The organism is Desulfobacula toluolica Tol2, from assembly GCF_000307105.1.
Classification (GTDB): Bacteria; Desulfobacterota; Desulfobacteria; order Desulfobacterales; family Desulfobacteraceae; genus Desulfobacula; species Desulfobacula toluolica.
On the sequence record NC_018645.1, the window covers coordinates 65,793 to 83,165 of the forward strand.

Consider the following 17,373-nt stretch of genomic DNA (forward strand, 5'->3'; position numbering starts at 1 on the left):
GCGGCTCTGGCGAAAACAGGTCTTTATCAATGGTTTTTGGATCATGGGTGTATCAATTCATTGTATTGAGGCACCAATGTCCGGCCCAGAACAGAAAAAACCTGGTCAGCATATGAAACGGCTTCCGGGCTGTGGGTGGCCATAACAAGGGTCTTTCCGCTGTTTTTCACCAGGTCTGAAATCAGTTCAAGGATAACCTGACCGGTTTCTGCATCAAGGTTTCCCGTGGGTTCATCCGCAAGAATAATTTGCGGATCATTGACCAGGGATCTTACAATGGCAACCCTTTGCTGCTCTCCTCCTGAAAGTCGGTCCGGGTAATCGTTTCGCCGGTCAAAAAGCTCCACTTTTTTCAGCAGGGAGGCTGCCCGGTCAAGACAGGTTTTTTTCGGCATGCCGTCCAGTTCACAGATCAGGGTAACATTTTCAAGTACAGTGAGTACAGGAATCAGGTTGAAAAACTGATAAATAAACCCGATATGCCTTCGCCTGAACAAGGTTCTTTGGGTGTCGTTCATGTCGGATACACAGGTGCCGTCAACCCGGATACTTCCTTTGTCCGGCACATCAATTCCGCTGATCAGGTTGAGCAACGAACTTTTTCCCACTCCGCTTTTTCCCATGATCACAAAAAACCGGCCCGAGGAAAAACAGGCTGTCATATCGTTGAAAATAACCCTTTTGATTTTATTGTCATCAAAGGTTTTACTGATCCCGGAAAGCAGAATATCCAAAAATCCCCCTTTCGTTTTTTTACGGTTTTTATAGTCCGAGGTCTTCGTTTATCAACACAACTTTGATTCTATTTTTGGGAAACGATTTTTGCGTGATTGTCCATGTGTTGCAGATCCTGGCCTTGCTGCTGCATTCGGAACATGCTCCGGTTTTAACGCATGGCGTTTTCATGTCAAGGCGCATGGCATTGGCTGGTGCCACATAAGTTTTAATCCGGTCCATGGCAGATTCTATATCCGGAACTATCTTATTGCGCCCGATCAGGATCAGGACATTTGTGGGCCCGAATGTAATTGCGCCGACCCTGTTGCCGATCATGTCAAGATTGACCAGATATCCATCCTCGGTCAGGGCGTTGGTTCCGGTGATAAAAAGATCGGTTAAAAGCGCCTGTCGTCTTTTTTGTGCTTTTTCTTCATTGGACAGGGATTTATCAAAGATATCAAGAATATCGAACTCTTTTTGATCTTTAAGATGTTCATAAAGGCCTGTTTTTATAAACGTCATGGAACCGCCCCATGATATGCTTTTAACATTGGCTGCCGGTATGATGGTTTCCAAAGCAAGTTTTAAGGCGTCTGCTGAATTATCCGTGATAAACACTTCAAAATTATTTGACTCAAGGGCCTCTTTTACGTTTTCAAGTTTAAGTTTCCAATAATTATCAATCGGGTTTTTCATTTTTTTCCTTTGTTTTTTAATAATAGATAAATTTAAATCCTGCAGGTTAATGTATGGATGATAATAAAAAAAATCCTGTTGAAAACAAAGTGTTTTTTAATTTTTATAATTATTTTATAAGTGTGCTGACAATAAAATTGATAAAAAATAAGAAGGAACCCCATGAAATATATAGGTGCCCATGTCAGTGCCGCCGGAGGTGTGCAAAACGCTCCTTTAAACGCTCATCGCATCAAAGCAACGGCTTTTGCCCTGTTCACAAAAAATCAGCGGCAATGGCATGCCGCCGCTCTGACAAAAGAAGCCATTGACTCTTTCAAGGAAAATTGCAGCAGATACGGCTATACACCGGACCGGATACTTGCCCATGACAGCTATTTGATCAACCTGGGACACCCGGAAAAATCTGCCCTGGAAAAATCCAGGGCTGCATTTGTTGATGAGCTTCTGCGGTGCAGCCAATTGGGGCTGACCACCTTGAATTTTCATCCTGGCAGCCATTTGCAAAAGGGAAAAGCCATGACAGATACCAGTATTACAAAATGCCTGAAAACTATTTCAGACTCTTTGAACCTGGCATTGGATAAGACCAAAGGGGTGACGGCCGTCATAGAAAATACGGCTGGCCAGGGGACCAACGTGGGATTTTCATTTGAACAGATTGCACAGATGATTCAGGGGGTGGAGGACAAAGAACGTATCGGGGTGTGTATTGATACCTGTCACGCTTTTTCCGCAGGATATGATCTGAAATCAGCCAGAGGATTTGAAGATACCTGGCGGCAATTTGACGATATCATCGGGTTTCAATACCTGAGGGGAATGCACCTTAACGACACAAAAAAGGCATATGCCTCACGGGTGGACCGGCATGAAAGCCTGGGGAAGGGCAACCTTGGAATGGATGTTTTCCGGCGCATCATGGTTTCTCCTCAATGGGACAATATTCCCCTGATATTGGAAACCCCGGACAATACTCTGTGGGCCGGAGAGATTGCTCTTTTAAGGCAATGTAAGCACCTGGACTAAAATTTTTTCCGATTCCAGCTTTGAAGACGGCCTCTCAATCAGCAAAATTCATTGCTATGTACAGGAAGTAACTTGTGTCCAGGTGTTTATTGCTTTAGAGAAAAATAAGTGCCTGAGCAGAAAAAATTCTATAAAATCATAATGAGGGTCACCTTTTTAAAATCTGTAGGCAATGGTGGCCCCAAGGCTGCGGGAGGGGCCGTCAATGCCGACGATCGAATTTAAAAACGGATTGATAAATGTCATATACTCCTTATCAAGAATGTTTTTCCCCCACAGGGTAAATTCAAAATTTCGCCACTCATAGCCCAGGCGCAGGTTCACGATCTCATAGGCCCCTTGCCGGGCTGTGTTGGCCGAATCCCCGTAAAAGGGACCTGTGCCCAGAAGATCGACCCGGCCGAACAGTCCCATGGACGACCGGTATTGAAAGCCGAGGTTGAAGGTGTACTTGGGGGCGTAGGTCAGATAATTACCTGAATAATCCTTTTCAATCAGGGCACTGCCCTCCCTGACTACGGTCGTAAAATCGTCGTACACGGCCCGGTTCACTCCAAGTCCTGCAAAGAAGTCCAGTCCCTGGATTGGTCTTGCTTCAATCTGGAGTTCAACCCCTTTTGAGTGGGCATTGGCCGCATTGGAGATGGTCAGCACGGCAAGTGTGGGGTGTAGTTGGGAGACCTGCTTGTCCTCCATTTGGATATAAAAGGCTGACAGGTTAACCATAAGCCGTTGGTTCAGCCATGTGGATTTTACCCCCATTTCATAATTCCAGGTGTATTCGGGTCCGTAGTCAAAGGTTTCCCTGGTGCCGGTGTTCCCCCAGTTAAAGCCCCCCGGCATATATCCTTTGGCAGCGGATGTATAGGCCATGACATGTTCTGACAGATCATAGTCCAGTGATAACTTGGGCAAAATTTTATGATAACTCAACTCCCCGTCATAGTCCCTGTTCTGCACCGAATCCTGAAGGTATCCTTCTGTGGTATGGTAATCCAGCCGCAGGCCTGCGGTAAGGTGCAGCCTGTCAAAAGGCGTATACCTGCCCTGGCCGAAAATCGCTGCTCCCTCGGTTTCTACGTCCGTAACAGGGTTCATGTACACCATATTGGCAGACAGGATTTCGTACTTGTAATCAAAAAAAGATTCCTCACGGAAGGCAAAAAAACCTGCCAGCCATTCAAAGGATCCGTTTTTTATGGAGGATATCCTGAATTCCTGGCTGTAATGGCGTTCGTCCATATACAGGGGATTGATCCGTTGGTTGGAAGGGTCGTCCCACATATCACAGTCATTGACTTTATCCAGGCTCTGGTTTTGGATGCCTGACACGGATAAAAAGGTGAAAGCAGGGGCGTAATACTTTATGCGCAGGGTCTGGCCGTTCCAGTCCTGGTTCAGATAAGCATCGCAATCACTTTTGATTTTATTCTTCCCGGTTGCATGATTTCCGTACAGAAGTCTTCCACCGGCCCCGTGGTCATCGGCATCAGCAGCGTCAGCGGTTAAAGAGATGTCCCAAAGATCCCCCGGTGTCCACCTGAGGGTGAACCTGCCTGCCAGGTGGGAAATATCCGCAGCGCTCTCATCTCCTGTGGAGAGATTTTCCAGGTGTCCGTCCGAAGATTTGTATTGAAAAGCGCCGCCCAGATACAGCGTATCTTTGATCATAGGGCCCTTGAGACTCAGCCCTGTCCTGAAGGTATTTTGGCTGGCGTATTCTGTGAGGATTTGACCGTTAAACTCATTGTCCGGCTGCCTTGTGACGATGTTGATCACGCCGGATTCTGAATTCCTTCCGTACAGGGTACTCTGGGGACCCTTGAGGATTTCCGCACGTTCAAGGTCGAACAGGTCGATGTTCTGCATATAGTGCATGGGATAACTGGCATCATCCACATAAAACCCTGCAGGAGAATAAGTACATCCCCTGAAAGGAGAGATTCCCCTGATCACCACAATATGCTCGCATGATCGGTCCATCATGTTGACATTGGAACTCATGCGCACAAGATCGTTTGTTTTCTCCATACCGGCATCTTCTATATCCGTTCCTGAAAAGACATCCATGCTGACGGGGACATTCTGGGCGTTTTCCTCTCTTTTCTGGGCTGTTACCACAATACTTTCCAATTGAAAGTCATCCTTGCTTTCCAGATTCTTTCCATGTACATTTGTGCCCCACATCATTGCGATCAGCATTGCGATCATACACCTATAAAACTGCTTCATACCGTTTCCTTTCATCTTTGAGTCATTCATATTATCCGGCCGGGGGTTAGAGATAGAATAGAAATGCCTCAATCCGGTTTCTGTCCGCCTGGTTTGGGTTGCCGTCAAGGGTCAGGTTGAGCAGGGGCTTTCCAAAAGGGATGCCCCGGCTTAAGGCGTTCAGGGAAATTCCCGTATTCTCGTACATGGGTGATACTGTGATGATTCCGTCAATGGACGGGCCAAGGTCCAGGCATTTGGCCATCCTGTACCGACCGTTGGCCCCGGCGTAGAACCCCAGGGTTTCATTGGCAAGGGAGGCTAAGCGATCCGGGCCGGATGAAAAAACACCGATTCCTGAAAGGGCTGTGTCTATTACGCTTATCCTGTCGGCCAAATTCTGGATCCGTTCCCGCAGCATATCTCTTTTTTCTTTGCCGTTCTGCTCAATCCAGTCCTTCCATAGCATGAGCATGTATTCGCTCATGGGAGAATAAAGCAACCTGTATCCCATAGATTCAAGCCTGGAGAAATGGTGGCCCGTCAGAAAATCGTTGAACAGCAACAAGGGATCACCTGTCACAAATATCTGTTTTTTATACGCCTTAACCTTTAATTCTTTGCCGATGGTTTCGGCCAGGGATGTAAGATCCTTCAGGCCGACTTCCCCTGTTCGCATCAGATCCAAAAGGGATGCCAGGTGGGAATTGCGGGATCCGGCCGGGGCCAGTTGGATAAGGTCCCCGGCCAGAAGCCCTGTAAAGAGCCGGTCAAGTTCTTCGGGATTTTCTGATACGGCATCCTCAATAAAGGGGGAGACAAGGACGGCTTCCTCATACCCTGCCCCGTCCAGCCGGGTCCGGACAAAGCGGCTGTATTGCCCGTCCACCTCGGCCCCTTCGGTCTGGGGGATGAAAAAGGCGGCCCTTTCCGGGTTTGCTTCCCTGTCCAGGGTTTCCAGGACATCCCCTAAAAGGGCGGTGAGGGAATAGTACTCGTTGGAGGTGGTATGGCGCTTGCCACGGTTGAGGGAATTCTCCCCGGCCGGGTCCATCACCTTTGCACAAATCCCCTGCCGGGTCAGGATCTCCTTGAATATTTGTGAATAAGGGGAAAGGTTGGGCAGGTGGAGCCGCATGTCCTGGGGCAAGCTTTGGATGTCCGGGCGTATATTTATACAAGAATGGGACGGGGCCAAAGCATAGTCTGCCATGGGGCCGACCGTTTGGGCCGGGATATGGGAAATACTGTTCAAAAAGGCCTCCAGCCGGGTTATGACGCCCACGGTGGAGGAATGTTCATCCACCTCAATGTTCAAAAAGGGCTTGGGAGACATGATTTCGCTGAAAAAATGGGAGACCACGGAATCTGGGCCGCAGCCGTGGTGGGTCAGAAGAATGGCGTAGAGGTTGGGATGGGTACGGATCAGATATGCCGGGTCCAGGATATGCTGGGCAAATGGCCAGTACATATTGGGATGCTCCCGGAAGATATTGCCTTCAGGCAGGTCGAAAAACGGGATGACTTTATATCCCATCCCGGACAGCCGGTCGGGAATCCCCAGATTGAGTATAGGATCGGCCACACCGTAGATTTTTGATATCAGGACAAAGACCTTTTCATCCGGGGCCATGGTTTCAAGTACCTTTTCACGGTGAAGAATCAGCCGGTTTTCACAGTCCTGCATAGCCTTCATGGCAGCGCCCAGGGCCTTCATTGTTTCATTCTTACCCCGTTCGAGCCGGCTGCCCAGGCCGGTAAAGCTTTGGGACATAAATTCCTTGCCCAGGTGAAAGGCAATGGTGGGAGCAAGCAGGGTGATGCCGGTTTTTTCCAGGTCCATGGCATGGTTCGCCATTTTAAAGGCTATCTGCATATAGGCACATCCGTAGTTTTGTCGGGATTCTGAATTTGGATGGAAAACCGTGTACAGGTCTGGAAAGAAGATATAATCCACCTTCTGCCTTATCAGCTGGGCAATGTGGCCGTTGACAAGTTTTACGGGAAAGCAGGTTTCATCCTGGGCGTGTTCCTGGGCCAGGGCAATGGTCTCTTTGGTCGAAGGCTCAGACAGGACAACATTGAACCCGAGGGCTTTAAAAAAAGTGTGGAACATGGAAAACATGCCGAATGTGAACAGGGCCCTTGGCATGCCCACGGTTTTCTTTAATGGATCATGGGAAGGGGCATACCCTTGGAAAACTATCTCCTGGATTTCACGGCTGAACCGGTTTTTCCCCGGGGGGGCTGTGGGAAGCTTGCTTGCGGGCTTTTGGGGCCGAAGCCCTGTTTCAGTCCCTTCCACAGATTCCCTGGCCAGGAGGGCCGCACCCATGGCGCCGGTCACACTGAAAAAGCGGGGTATTCGAATTTGTTTTCCCAGAACGGCCCTGAAGGCGTTGATCACCCCCTGGTTATGGGCCAGTCCCCCCTGGAACAGGATATTGTTTCCAATTTTTTTTTGCCCCACCACCCGGTTGAGATAGTTTTTCACCACTGAGTAGCACAGACCGGCAGCCAGGTCTGTTCTGGACACCTCCCGGCTCAGGTGGGCAGCCACGGTGGTTTCGATGAACACGGTACACCGCTCTCCCAGGTCCACTGGGTGGTTGGCATTCAGGGCCGTGGGCCCGAAATCCTCAACAGGGATGTCAAACCGCTTGGCCTGTTCCTCAATGAACGAACCGGTACCGGCTGCACAGACCTTGTTCATCTGGAAATCCTTCACCCGGCCCTCTTTTAAGCGGATGAATTTCGAGTCCTGCCCCCCGATTTCAAATATGGTGTCCACTTCCGGGTTAAGGTTTACAGCTGCTTTTGCCTGGGCCGTGATTTCATCCTTGATGATATCGGTGCCCATCATTTTGCCGATCAGGTAGCGGCCGGACCCGGTCACTCCTGTGCCTTTGATGTTCATTTTGGGGTCAAAAGTATTTTTAAAGGCATTAAGGCCCTGATTTACCGCGGCAACCGGGTCTCCCTTGGTCCTGAGGTATTGAAAGTCCACTACCTCATTTTCCGGGTTAATCAGTACCAGGTTAGTACTGGTGGAGCCCACATCAATGCCCAGGTAAAGGGCCTGGTCCGGTTTGAATGCACTGGAGATATCGTGCATACCCCTGGCGTCGTTAAGTCCGTAGGAGACCAGGGGAGGTAGGCTGATGCCGTCATTTGTCCGGCCGGGCAAGGTGTGACGCTTACTTGATGAGAGGCTCTCCAAAAGATACTGAAACCGGGCTTCCAGTTTTTCCTTGCGGGCAGTCACGGCTGCGCCGATTGCGCCCATGGCGCTGAAATGTTCGGGAATGATCAGATCCGTTTCCTTAAGGTTAAGCTCCTCCCTGAAAGCCCTGACAATGGAACGGTTATTGGCGACTCCACCGGTAAATAGGATGGGGCATTCCATGGGCAGCTGTTTCATGACGCTGACCCTGAAATTCCTGACCACGGCATAGGCCAGGCCCTGGAGAATATCTGCCACGGGCACCCCGCCCTGTTGGTGGTGGATGATATCGGTTTTGGCAAAGACGCTGCACCGCCCGGCGATTCTGGGGACGGACCTGGCCTTCTCCGTATAGGCGGAATACTCTTCCAGGTTAAGGTTAAGTCGTGAAATCTGTTCCTCCAGGAATGATCCCGTGCCTGCGGAGCAGTTGGCATTCATGGCTATTTTGATGCCTTTATTATCCTCTTCCTTCAACCCGGTAATATATTTGGCGGTCTGGGCCCCGATCTCCACCACAGACCGAGAACCTGTGCTAAGACTTCTGGACGCCTCCACAAGGGCGGTCACCTCGTTGACACTATCGACCCGATCTTTCAGAATTCTTTTGCCGCTGCCCGTAACAGCGCCAAACTTTAAGTCCTGAACAGAAAAGGCCTCTTTTATTTTTTCCAGATGAATGGCAAGTACGCCCATTATATCACCCCTGTGCAGGGTGTAGCAGGTATGGACGACCTGGTTCCGGGCATTAACAACGGCTGTTTTTATCGCCGCATATCCCAAATCTATTCCAAATGCAAGCATGGATTCTCCTTAAATTAATGTGTTGCCCTTGGGAGGCTAAAGCCCCCGGCATGGCATTACTGCGCAAGTAATAATCCAAACAGGGAAGCTGTTTCTACTCTTGTGGCATTTTTTTTTGCTCTTTGCGGATTTTTTTTATTCGATTTTGCCGGTTTTGTTGTTCAGGGGTAAAAAAAAATGTTTGCCGGGCAGAACACAAAAAAAAATATCCATATCATTGCCGGCAGCTGGGGCATTTCCCCGATCTGGAAATAATAATGTAATACGGAGTTGAGATGATGAAACAAATTAAACAGGTGATGATTGATTTCCCCATTGATCATGCACAAACCGTGGCAGCGGTATTAATTGCTGCACTCTATCAACAGGCCTCTTTCTGTCCGGTTTTGAAATTGATACAGGCCCCGAGAACATGTTTGAGGACTCAGAGCCGTTCCGGGTATTTCATAATAGGAGAATTCCATGATATATGAAACGAAAAAAAATGGCCGACACACTTCCGGGCACAGGGGCCAGGGACCGAGCAGTTTCTGGATGCAGAGCCACGAACCTTTGTTTGATGCCCTGGGCATCTCACCGGGACAGCATATTCTGGATCTGGGTTGTGGGGCTGGTGACTATACCCTGGAGGCAGCCCGCCGGACAGGGACTGTCGGCTGCATCACCGCACTGGACTACTGGCCCCCCATTGTGGATGCCTTAGAAAAGGCGGCCGGGGCCGCAGGTCTTCCCCAGGTCCGTGTCCTGAAGGCCGATATCACTAACCCTCCCTTACCGGTCCGGAATAATGCCATAGATCTTTGCATGGTGTTCACGGTGCTGCACATCTTTGACTTGAGCCGTTATAAAGAAGCTATATTCGGGGAAATGGCCCGGGTGATCAGGCCCGGGGGATGCCTGGCCGTGCTGGAATGCAAAAAAGAGGAGTGGTCCTTTGGCCCACCGGTCCACATGCGCCTAGCCCCGGAAGAGATTGAGACCTTCATCAGGGGATGGGGTTTTAAAAAAAGGGATTACAGGGATTTCGGGTACAACTATCTGCTTAGCTTTACCCTTGACGCCTAAAATCTGAAAGCAGCCTTTCTCAGGTGTGGCGGATCAGAATCATTTTTACTTTTCGGTTATTATGATCTAACATAGACGCTTCAGGCACGAACTTCACCCCATTGAACTGTGAACTGTAAAAATGGGACCGGCAAAATAGAGGAGATTCGGATGCAAGAGAAAAAAAGCCCCAGGCTGTTTTACTTTAAACCTTTCCCTGGTTCGGACGGAAGCTCCCCTAATGAATCTGTATCGTGGGGGCACAGGGAGGTCTGTATCCGGCCGGGCCTGTGGATGAGTCTGATTAATTTCACCCCATCCAGTCAGGTCTGCCTTGAATACGAGAAACAATTCCCGGTCATTGATTTCGGATTCGTGATTTCCGGAAATATTCAAAAACAGAGCCAGGGACCGGATTCATACCCTGACGAGCTACAGGTCAGAAGCGGCATCAGCGGTGTTCGTCTGGAAAACAGGCAGTCCGGCTCATTTGTCGTTCCCGCCCAGCAGGAGCATCAGATTCTTCATCTTCACATGACCCTGCCTTTTTTTAGAAAAGTGCTAAAAGATGAATCCCAGGTACTGCCAAAAGGCCTGCGGGCCGTATTAAAGGGGGATATGCATGTCGAATTTACAAGCACAAGGCCCATGACTCCGGATATTCAGTCCGTCGTGTACCAAGTGTTGAACACCTCAAGCAACGCCTATCCATGGTCACTTTACCTGGAGGGCAAAAGCCTGGAACTGCTTTCCCTGCACCTGGCGGCATTAAGCATTGATCTCCGGAAGTCAAAGGGTGGCATGCTCAACAGGAGTGAAAAAGAGCGGATCAAAACTGCCAGGTCCATCCTGATCAAGGATCTGCAGTTTCCGCCAGTCCTCCATGACCTGGCAGCCATGGCCGGTCTGAGCGTGGCCAAGCTTCAGGCCGGGTTCAAGCAGGCGTACGGGATGAGCGTGTTTGATTATTTCAGGGAGTACCGGATGCAGAAGGCAAGACAGCTTTTGACGGAGACGGAGACCAACGTAAGCGAAACCGCCTGGCAGGTGGGATATGTCAATGTCAGCCATTTCAGTGCAGCCTTTAAAAAACGCTTCGGCATTCTGCCCAAGCATTATCTGAAAATGCACCTGGTATAGAAATTTATCCGGATTTATATGAAAATTGTTGCAAATTGAACTGCGACTTTCATGTTTTGTTGTGGCAAACCAAGGTGAAAGACCATGTCTGCCCGTGAGGGAAAAAATGCTCAAAGGATTGGAATCCCCGGATAATAACTTGTGGGCCGGAGAGATTGCCCTTTTAAAGCAATGGAGAAAAATAACAGTTGAAATGCATTTTTTGCTTCATTCTGCGATCATCAAATGTATAATGGATTTTATGTGTGACCGCAAGCAACAGGAAAATCAATAAAAAGACAAGCGGTAATAAGTCAACCCCCAAATGGACAGAATAAAGATATTAATGAATAAGGCGCACCTCATATGGTTTTTGGTTTTTAAGTACGGAAAAAACAACATGAAGCAATTTATTGGCGACATGACTAATAGCCACCAGATGCTTTTTCCCCTTAGCCTTCTGTTTTTCGTAGACAGTTCTAAACATGGGGTCCTTTGCCACCAAGGCTGCAACTTCGGCAGCCTGGATAGCAGCTGTGCGCAGATAACGACTACCCCGCTTAGACATTTTGCCTTTGCCTTTGTACTGTCCGCTTTCATTGAGACGAACGTCAAGCCCGGCAGCTGCAACCAATTTTCGGGCCCCGTTTTTTTCTTCTGGATGAAAAACCGGAAGTACCTCTGCCAGGATGGTAGGAGCCCAAACCGGTCCGATACCAGGTATGGTTTGCAACAGTTTTTGATTCTTTTTCATATATTTTTTAGCCTGTTTTTCAAGTTCTTCAATTTGATGCAACAGAATATTCATTCTTTGAACAAGGAATTTAATTTCAAGGGCAAAAGACAAATTGGAGGCAGACAAAGAGAAGGAGTTTTTTGCAGCACTTTTAAGCCGTTTGGCGTGTTCTCGTCCCATATGGCCTTTGCTGGCTTCTTTAAGAATTCGGGTAAGCTTTCTGATATCAATTTTTTTAATATCTTCAGCCGTAGAGTACTGGGCAAGCAACTGTCTGCTGGCAGCACCGAAAATGTCAGAAAAATGCTCGCTGTATTCTGGGAAAACAAGGTCCAACAGGCCAATAAGGCGTTGTTTTTCCGCAACAAATGTTTGACTGCATTCATAGCGCAAACGAGTCAGATTACGCAACTGGCGGACTTCATCATCTGGAACAGCAGAAAATTTTGGATCAGCTTCTCTCAAGATATTGGCAATAAGTTCGGCATCTACAGAATCCGTTTTAGTTCCTCTGATACCTGCATTACGCCTTGCCGAAGTCATCAAAGGATTGATCAAACGGACCTGGAATCCGGCATTGGAAAGAAAATGGTAAAGTATCATCCAGTAATGACCGGTGGCTTCCATGCCAATAAGCAGATTTTCTATGGAAAAGCCAACTTGGTTGATCCGATCCAAGAGCCGGTTCACTTCTTCCAGGGTATTGGTAAAAGAGAAATTTTTAAATACTTTTTTACCATTGTCATCCAAAAGCGCCGCAACATGTTTTCGTTTTGCAATATCAATTCCAAGTGTCCACATCTTTTTTTTACTCCTTTGCAGTTTAATAAAACTGTTCAAATGGGGGTGACGCCGATGGAACACAGCCTCGCTGCTAAATCAGTGCAGATTCGCGCATCAAGCGGTAAGTGTAATAAACCGGCATCGGCGGTCTTTTTAAGAGGACATTACCTCAAGGAGAAAAAGCCGAACCCCGGCAGCCTTCCAGCTATTATGGCCAAAATAGCATTGAAAGGCAAATGTCACGTAACGCCGCAATCGCTGCGATTGCGGCACCCAACCAGCTGCGCTGGTTGGAATAAAAAAGGTATTGAAAAAGGCTATCGCCTTTTTCAAGCCTGATTTAAACACCTTTATACGAGGAGATAGTATAATGGCATGTTCATTGGAAAAAGAGGTGATTGAAAAAACAATTGAATTTCATGGCCATAGTTGTCCGGGGCTGGCCATAGGGCTTCGGGCATCCGAACTGGCAATGGAAAAGCTGGATATACGGAATACAAAAGAACCAGTATGCGTCACTGAAACAGATATGTGCGGCGTAGATGCCATCCAGTTTCTGACCGGATGTTCTTTTGGCAAGGGGAATCTGATCCACAAAGATTTTGGAAAATCCGCATTTACATTTTATGACAGGGACACCCAAAAAGGTTTCAGGGCCGTGTTCCAAGATGATTTTGCCAGAGATCAAGACAGGGAAGATCGAATCAAACGGATTTTAGAGGCGGATCTGAAAGATCTTTTTTTGACGGAAGATGTAGATGTTCCACCGGTCAGGCCAGCCCGGATACTGAAAAGCATTCAATGCGATGATTGCAGGGAGATGACAATGGAATCGAGAGTCCGGATGTTTGACGGGAAAAATCTTTGTATTCCTTGTTTTCACAAGGTTGAGCAGAAAATATAAATTTTTTTAAAATCTTTAGCGGAACTATTATTTCATCATAAAAATGATAGTTTCGCTAAACACATCAAATTCTTATCAAGTCCGAATACGGACACAACATCAAAGGAAGATGATCTATGCAACAGATCAACAGAGCTGCTGTTTTTGGCAAGCTTTTTTTGATTCATAATTTAAACAAAGGAGTATAAAATGGGAATCAAATTCATTTGTAAAAACAAAAGTTGCAGTTATCCGGGAGCAACTCAATTTGAGATGAGTTTTAAAGCAGAATCAATTATGGATAACAACAATCTGGCAACAGCATTCTGTCCGTTTTGTAAAAAAGAGATGTTATCGTCATTTTTAATCAATCTTCATTGTGGTCAACCCGTCAAAGCCAGCCACAATGAAGAAATTTCCATAAATTCAGGAAAGTTAGGATAAGTTTTAAACCGTTTATAAACAAGTTTTAAGATTATAAGCAAGTCTTGAAAAATTTATACAGAGACTTTTATAAAAGATTTTCAACTCGTTTTACAGCACAAAAATCACCGCACATGGTGCATACATCTTTGTCAGATCCGGACGGCTGGGAAGATTTTCGATACTCCCTGGCCTTTTCAGGGTCGATGGCGCAATCAAACTGACCGTCCCAATCAAGTTTTCCCCGGGCCTTGCTCATTTTATGGTCCAGCTCTTCAACGCCCTTTATTCCCTTGGCAAGATCTCCGGCATGGGCTGCAATTTTTGAGGCCATGATTCCTTCTTTTACATCATCAGCCGTGGGCAGCCGCAAATGTTCTGCCGGGGTGACGTAGCACAGAAAATCTGCTCCGTGCATTGCCGCAAGTGCCCCGCCAATGGCAGAGGTGATATGATCATAACCTGGAGCAATATCTGTCACAAGGGGGCCTAAAACATAAAAAGGTGCGTTATGGCACAGTTTTTTTTGCAGTTTCATATTCATTTCAATCTCATGGAGTGGGACATGACCCGGTCCCTCTATCATGACCTGGACATTTTTTTCCCATGCCCGTTTGGTCAATTCTCCAAGGGTGATGAGTTCTTCGATCTGGGGAGCATCGGTTGAATCCTTAATGGCACCTGGTCGAAGTCCGTCCCCGAGGCTGATACAGACATCATGGGCTTCACAGACATCCAGAAGCCGGTCAAAATGTTCATAAAAGGGGTTCTCATTGCCGGTTTTTTCCATCCATTCAAACAAGATGGCTCCGCCCCTGCTGACAATCCCGCAAAGCCTGGGGTTTGTCCTGATGCTTGTGGCGCATTTTCTGGTAAGTCCGGCATGGATGGTGATAAAATCAATGCCGTTTCGGGCATGGATGTCAACGGTTTCAAACCAGTCCTCTATGGTAATGTCCTGCGTGGGTTTGCCGGTACGGGTCAGGGTGTCATAGATGGGGACTGTACCGATCATCACGGGAATTTCGCTGACCAGACGTTTCCTGAAGCCTTCGGTATCGCCGGACACGCTTAAATCCATGACAGCATCCGCCTTGTACTCTATGGCCATTTTTGCCTTTTTCATCTCCGCATCAAAGGAACAGACATCCTTGGATACCCCTAAGTTAACATTTATTTTGGTCTTAAGCCCTTGTCCAACACCTGCTGCCGCAATGTTAAGATGGTTCCGGTTGGCTGGGATGGCAATATGCCCCAAAGCCACTTTTTCCATGAGATCAGTTTGTGAAATGGCTTCATTTTCAAGCACCTGTTTCATCTGGGGGGTTAGGATTCCTTTTCTTGCAGCATCCATCTGAGTTGTGTAAGATTGTTTCATTTTATCTCTCCTAATATCTGTTTGATTTCTTTGATTCTTTTTTTGATATTCGGGGCACCTATGATTTCCGTGACAAGGCAGACGGTTTTTACACCCCTTGACAGGATATCCTTTAAATTATGCCGCTTGATTCCGCCAATGGCCACAAAGGGAATGTCATGGGTTTTTACAACATGCTCAAGATACTCAAATCCCACTGCATCACAGACATCCTCCTTGGTCTGGGTTGCAAATATGGGTCCTACACCAAGGTAATCAGCCCCGTCTGCTATGGCTTTTTTTGCCTGTTCCGGCGAATGGGTGGAACACCCGATCATCATGTCAGGGGCGATGTTTCTAAGCTCTTTTACGGGCAGATCATCCTGTCCCTGGTGAATGCCGTCAGCCCCCACCATCAGGGCGATATCGGCATGATCATTGATGATAAAGGGAACCCCTGCATCCTGTGTTATTTTCCGGATTTCACAACATTCCTCATACATCTGCTTCAGGCTTTTCTCGGTTAGCTTTTCGCGATACTGAAGCACATCAACACCGGCATCCACCATCTGTCTTGCCACTTGCACATTGCTCAGTCCAAGGGAAAATTTTTCTCCTAAAATACCGTAGATGCCATGAGGAAGCTGTTTTGATCCTTTGACAGACCGGTTAATATTTGTATCCAATCGTCTTGTTTCAGTCATGTGATTTCTCCTTTATATGCCTTAACACAATCCCGGCCATGACAGCGGCTATCATGGTAACTTTTGGTGCAAAAAGCGCATGGTCTTCCTGGTCCGACATAAAATCCCCGACAATATGACAATTGCCCATTTTCCGGGTTGTGATATTTTCCATATTATCCCCGGCAATTCCGGAAGCCGACACCAATATTTTGCCGGTTCCGCACAATTCTTCAATGAGCATTTTTTTTAAGATTTTGTTGTCAAACCCTTCCACCACAATGTCACAGTCTGAAAAAATTTGCTTTGCATCTCCGGGTTTGATTTTTTTTTCAACCGTTTCAATGCCCATACCCGGGAATAAGGCTTTTAGATTTTTTTCCAGGCAGTCGGTCTTTTTTAACCCCACCTGGGAGAAACAATAAAACTGGCGGTTCAGATTTGAGGCTTCGACAGCATCAAAATCAACAATTTTGATCTCTTTGACCCCGGACTGGGCAAGGTGTCTGGCCACGTTTGATCCAATCCCGCCTATCCCGGCGATTCCTGTTTTCATCAGAAGATCTCCCAGTCTTTGAAAACAGGTTGATACCCTTTTTGCTTGATCATTTCAATTGTTTGGGCCACGTTCCTGGTATCGGTTATATCAAACTGGACAGTTGCATCATTGGATTCTAATGAATAGCCGCCCACATCGGTTTTTGATCCTGCAGAATACCGTGTGACACCCAGGTGAATGATTTTGTCTCTGAAATCGGCAGACTCTCTTGTGGAGATGTTGATCCCGGCTCTTGGCATGAACAGCCTCCAGGCCAGCATGAACTGGACAAACCGGCTGTCGGACAATATGTTTTTGGGTTTGATCGCACCGGTTGCCTGTCTCATCCTGGGAAGGGACAAGGAGACCTCCACATCAGGGAACTCCTGCTCCAGGTATTTGGCATGAAGGCCGGTCAAAAAGGCTTCTGGTGAAGGGTCTCCAAGACCGAACAAAGGCCCGATATTTACGGCTCTGAATCCTGCGGCAGCACCCCTTTCAGGGGTTAATAACCGGTATTTATAGTCTGTTTTTTTTCCTTTCAGATGTACCTTTTTATAAAGATCTTGATCATATGTTTCCTGATACACGGTCAAAGAATCAGCACCTGCGTTTTTCAGGATGCGATACTGGTCTTCATCCATGGGAAAGATTTCAATGGCAATGGATGAAAAATATTTTTTCAAGATCCCTATCGCATCTTCAAGATAAGACATGGGTGTTTTAGCAGGTGCTTCTCCTGTTAAAATAAGGATATGCCGGATACCCAGGTCTGAAATTGCCTTTGATTCCTGTTCAATTTCCGAAAGGGAGAGTTTGGTTCTTTTAAACTGGGTTGCACAGTTAAATCCGCAATAGGTACAGTGATTGGAGCAATAGTCGGAAATATACATGGGCGCATAAATCCCGATGGTCCTGCCAAAATACTGGCGGGTCAGTTGCTGCGCCTTTTGAGCCATTTCTTCTAAAAATTCCTGGGCCGGTTCGGATAAAAGGTTGAGAAGATCGTAAGGCTCAAGAATATCACGGTTCAAAGATTTTTGAATATCTGTTTTTGTAACGGTTTTGAAATATCCGTCATAATCAAAAGATTCAAACCTGTTTATCAATTTCATAAAAGACAT

The 17,373-nt window shown here is 47.2% G+C and carries 16 protein-coding genes; 7 read left to right on the forward strand and 9 right to left on the reverse strand.

What is annotated here, in order from left to right; translation table 11 throughout:
• Nucleotides 1-41: 41 nt before the first annotated feature.
• Nucleotides 42-734, reverse strand: coding sequence for an ABC transporter ATP-binding protein (locus tag TOL2_RS00280; protein WP_014955575.1), 693 nt, complete (start codon nucleotides 732-734; stop codon nucleotides 42-44).
• A gap of 28 nt (nucleotides 735-762) precedes the next feature.
• On the reverse strand, nucleotides 763-1,416 hold the full coding sequence (locus tag TOL2_RS00285) for a lactate utilization protein (protein WP_014955576.1): 654 nt from the start codon (nucleotides 1,414-1,416) through the stop codon (nucleotides 763-765).
• A gap of 162 nt (nucleotides 1,417-1,578) precedes the next feature.
• Between TOL2_RS00285 and nfo the strand changes: the two genes are divergently transcribed.
• Nucleotides 1,579-2,445, forward strand: a complete 867-nt coding sequence (gene nfo / locus TOL2_RS00290; protein WP_014955577.1) for a deoxyribonuclease IV — start codon at nucleotides 1,579-1,581, stop codon at nucleotides 2,443-2,445.
• Between the two features lie 156 nt (nucleotides 2,446-2,601).
• Here nfo and TOL2_RS00295 read toward each other — a convergent pair whose 3' ends face one another.
• Complete coding sequence (locus TOL2_RS00295) at nucleotides 2,602-4,677, reverse strand: TonB-dependent receptor (RefSeq protein ID WP_014955578.1); 2,076 nt, start codon at nucleotides 4,675-4,677, stop codon at nucleotides 2,602-2,604.
• Between the two features lie 46 nt (nucleotides 4,678-4,723).
• Nucleotides 4,724-8,683: an acyl-CoA dehydratase activase gene (locus tag TOL2_RS00300; protein ID WP_014955579.1), complete on the reverse strand. Its 3,960-nt coding sequence runs from the start codon at nucleotides 8,681-8,683 to the stop codon at nucleotides 4,724-4,726.
• A 275-nt stretch (nucleotides 8,684-8,958) separates the two neighbouring features.
• Between TOL2_RS00300 and TOL2_RS00305 the strand changes: the two genes are divergently transcribed.
• The 3 genes from TOL2_RS00305 (at nucleotide 8,959) to TOL2_RS00315 (ending at nucleotide 10,867) form a co-directional block, all read left to right on the forward strand.
• On the forward strand, nucleotides 8,959-9,156 hold the full coding sequence (locus TOL2_RS00305; protein ID WP_041279159.1) for a hypothetical protein: 198 nt from the start codon (nucleotides 8,959-8,961) through the stop codon (nucleotides 9,154-9,156).
• On the forward strand, nucleotides 9,146-9,748 hold the full coding sequence (locus TOL2_RS00310; protein WP_014955580.1) for a class I SAM-dependent methyltransferase: 603 nt from the start codon (nucleotides 9,146-9,148) through the stop codon (nucleotides 9,746-9,748). Before TOL2_RS00305 ends, TOL2_RS00310 begins: the two co-directional genes overlap by 11 nt.
• A gap of 150 nt (nucleotides 9,749-9,898) precedes the next feature.
• A complete protein-coding gene (locus TOL2_RS00315) occupies nucleotides 9,899-10,867 on the forward strand; it encodes a helix-turn-helix transcriptional regulator (protein ID WP_014955581.1) in 969 nt (322 codons plus the stop codon).
• A 322-nt stretch (nucleotides 10,868-11,189) separates the two neighbouring features.
• Here the strand turns inward: TOL2_RS00315 and TOL2_RS00325 are convergent, their stop codons facing one another.
• Nucleotides 11,190-12,383, reverse strand: a complete 1,194-nt coding sequence (locus tag TOL2_RS00325) for an IS110 family RNA-guided transposase (protein ID WP_014955582.1) — start codon at nucleotides 12,381-12,383, stop codon at nucleotides 11,190-11,192.
• A gap of 54 nt (nucleotides 12,384-12,437) precedes the next feature.
• Between TOL2_RS00325 and TOL2_RS00330 the strand changes: the two genes are divergently transcribed.
• From TOL2_RS00330 to TOL2_RS00340, 3 genes are all read left to right on the forward strand, one after another.
• Nucleotides 12,438-12,704 carry a hypothetical protein gene (locus TOL2_RS00330; protein ID WP_041279161.1) on the forward strand — a complete coding sequence of 89 codons (267 nt, stop codon included), beginning with the start codon at nucleotides 12,438-12,440 and terminating at the stop codon, nucleotides 12,702-12,704.
• Nucleotides 12,705-12,735: 31 nt separating this feature from the next.
• Nucleotides 12,736-13,269, forward strand: coding sequence for an FmdE family protein (locus tag TOL2_RS00335; RefSeq protein ID WP_014955583.1), 534 nt, complete (start codon nucleotides 12,736-12,738; stop codon nucleotides 13,267-13,269).
• Nucleotides 13,270-13,458: 189 nt separating this feature from the next.
• Nucleotides 13,459-13,692 carry a hypothetical protein gene (locus TOL2_RS00340; protein ID WP_041279162.1) on the forward strand — a complete coding sequence of 78 codons (234 nt, stop codon included), beginning with the start codon at nucleotides 13,459-13,461 and terminating at the stop codon, nucleotides 13,690-13,692.
• 67 nt (nucleotides 13,693-13,759) lie between these two features.
• Here TOL2_RS00340 and thiC read toward each other — a convergent pair whose 3' ends face one another.
• Genes thiC through thiH form a run of 4 tightly spaced genes read right to left on the reverse strand, consistent with a single transcriptional unit; the run spans nucleotide 13,760 to nucleotide 17,373 of the window.
• Nucleotides 13,760-15,049, reverse strand: a complete 1,290-nt coding sequence (gene thiC / locus TOL2_RS00345; RefSeq protein WP_014955584.1) for a phosphomethylpyrimidine synthase ThiC — start codon at nucleotides 15,047-15,049, stop codon at nucleotides 13,760-13,762.
• Entirely contained in the window at nucleotides 15,046-15,732 is a 687-nt protein-coding gene (thiE, locus tag TOL2_RS00350) for a thiamine phosphate synthase (RefSeq protein ID WP_014955585.1), read from the reverse strand. The genes thiC and thiE overlap by 4 nt, the downstream gene beginning before the upstream one ends.
• Nucleotides 15,725-16,267: a sulfur carrier protein ThiS adenylyltransferase ThiF gene (thiF, locus tag TOL2_RS00355; protein WP_014955586.1), complete on the reverse strand. Its 543-nt coding sequence runs from the start codon at nucleotides 16,265-16,267 to the stop codon at nucleotides 15,725-15,727. Before thiF ends, thiE begins: the two co-directional genes overlap by 8 nt.
• Complete coding sequence (thiH, locus tag TOL2_RS00360; RefSeq protein ID WP_014955587.1) at nucleotides 16,267-17,373, reverse strand: 2-iminoacetate synthase ThiH; 1,107 nt, start codon at nucleotides 17,371-17,373, stop codon at nucleotides 16,267-16,269. The genes thiF and thiH overlap by 1 nt, the downstream gene beginning before the upstream one ends.

Bases quoted from the DNA above. Each gene is read 5' to 3' on its own strand.
- thiE (WP_014955585.1), bottom strand. From the start codon at position 15,732: ATGACTGAAACAAGACGATTGGATACAAATATTAACCGGTCTGTCAAA.
- TOL2_RS00305 (WP_041279159.1), top strand. From the start codon at position 8,959: ATGATGAAACAAATTAAACAGGTGATGATTGATTTCCCCATTGATCAT.
- thiH (WP_014955587.1), bottom strand. From the start codon at position 17,373: ATGTCTTTTATGAAATTGATAAACAGGTTTGAATCTTTTGATTATGAC.
- thiF (WP_014955586.1), bottom strand. From the start codon at position 16,267: ATGAAAACAGGAATCGCCGGGATAGGCGGGATTGGATCAAACGTGGCC.
- TOL2_RS00295 (WP_014955578.1), bottom strand. From the start codon at position 4,677: ATGAAGCAGTTTTATAGGTGTATGATCGCAATGCTGATCGCAATGATG.
- TOL2_RS00340 (WP_041279162.1), top strand. From the start codon at position 13,459: ATGGGAATCAAATTCATTTGTAAAAACAAAAGTTGCAGTTATCCGGGA.
- TOL2_RS00285 (WP_014955576.1), bottom strand. From the start codon at position 1,416: ATGAAAAACCCGATTGATAATTATTGGAAACTTAAACTTGAAAACGTA.
- TOL2_RS00315 (WP_014955581.1), top strand. From the start codon at position 9,899: ATGCAAGAGAAAAAAAGCCCCAGGCTGTTTTACTTTAAACCTTTCCCT.
- TOL2_RS00300 (WP_014955579.1), bottom strand. From the start codon at position 8,683: ATGCTTGCATTTGGAATAGATTTGGGATATGCGGCGATAAAAACAGCC.
- TOL2_RS00310 (WP_014955580.1), top strand. From the start codon at position 9,146: ATGATATATGAAACGAAAAAAAATGGCCGACACACTTCCGGGCACAGG.
- TOL2_RS00335 (WP_014955583.1), top strand. From the start codon at position 12,736: ATGGCATGTTCATTGGAAAAAGAGGTGATTGAAAAAACAATTGAATTT.
- TOL2_RS00325 (WP_014955582.1), bottom strand. From the start codon at position 12,383: ATGTGGACACTTGGAATTGATATTGCAAAACGAAAACATGTTGCGGCG.
- thiC (WP_014955584.1), bottom strand. From the start codon at position 15,049: ATGAAACAATCTTACACAACTCAGATGGATGCTGCAAGAAAAGGAATC.
- TOL2_RS00330 (WP_041279161.1), top strand. From the start codon at position 12,438: ATGGAACACAGCCTCGCTGCTAAATCAGTGCAGATTCGCGCATCAAGC.
- nfo (WP_014955577.1), top strand. From the start codon at position 1,579: ATGAAATATATAGGTGCCCATGTCAGTGCCGCCGGAGGTGTGCAAAAC.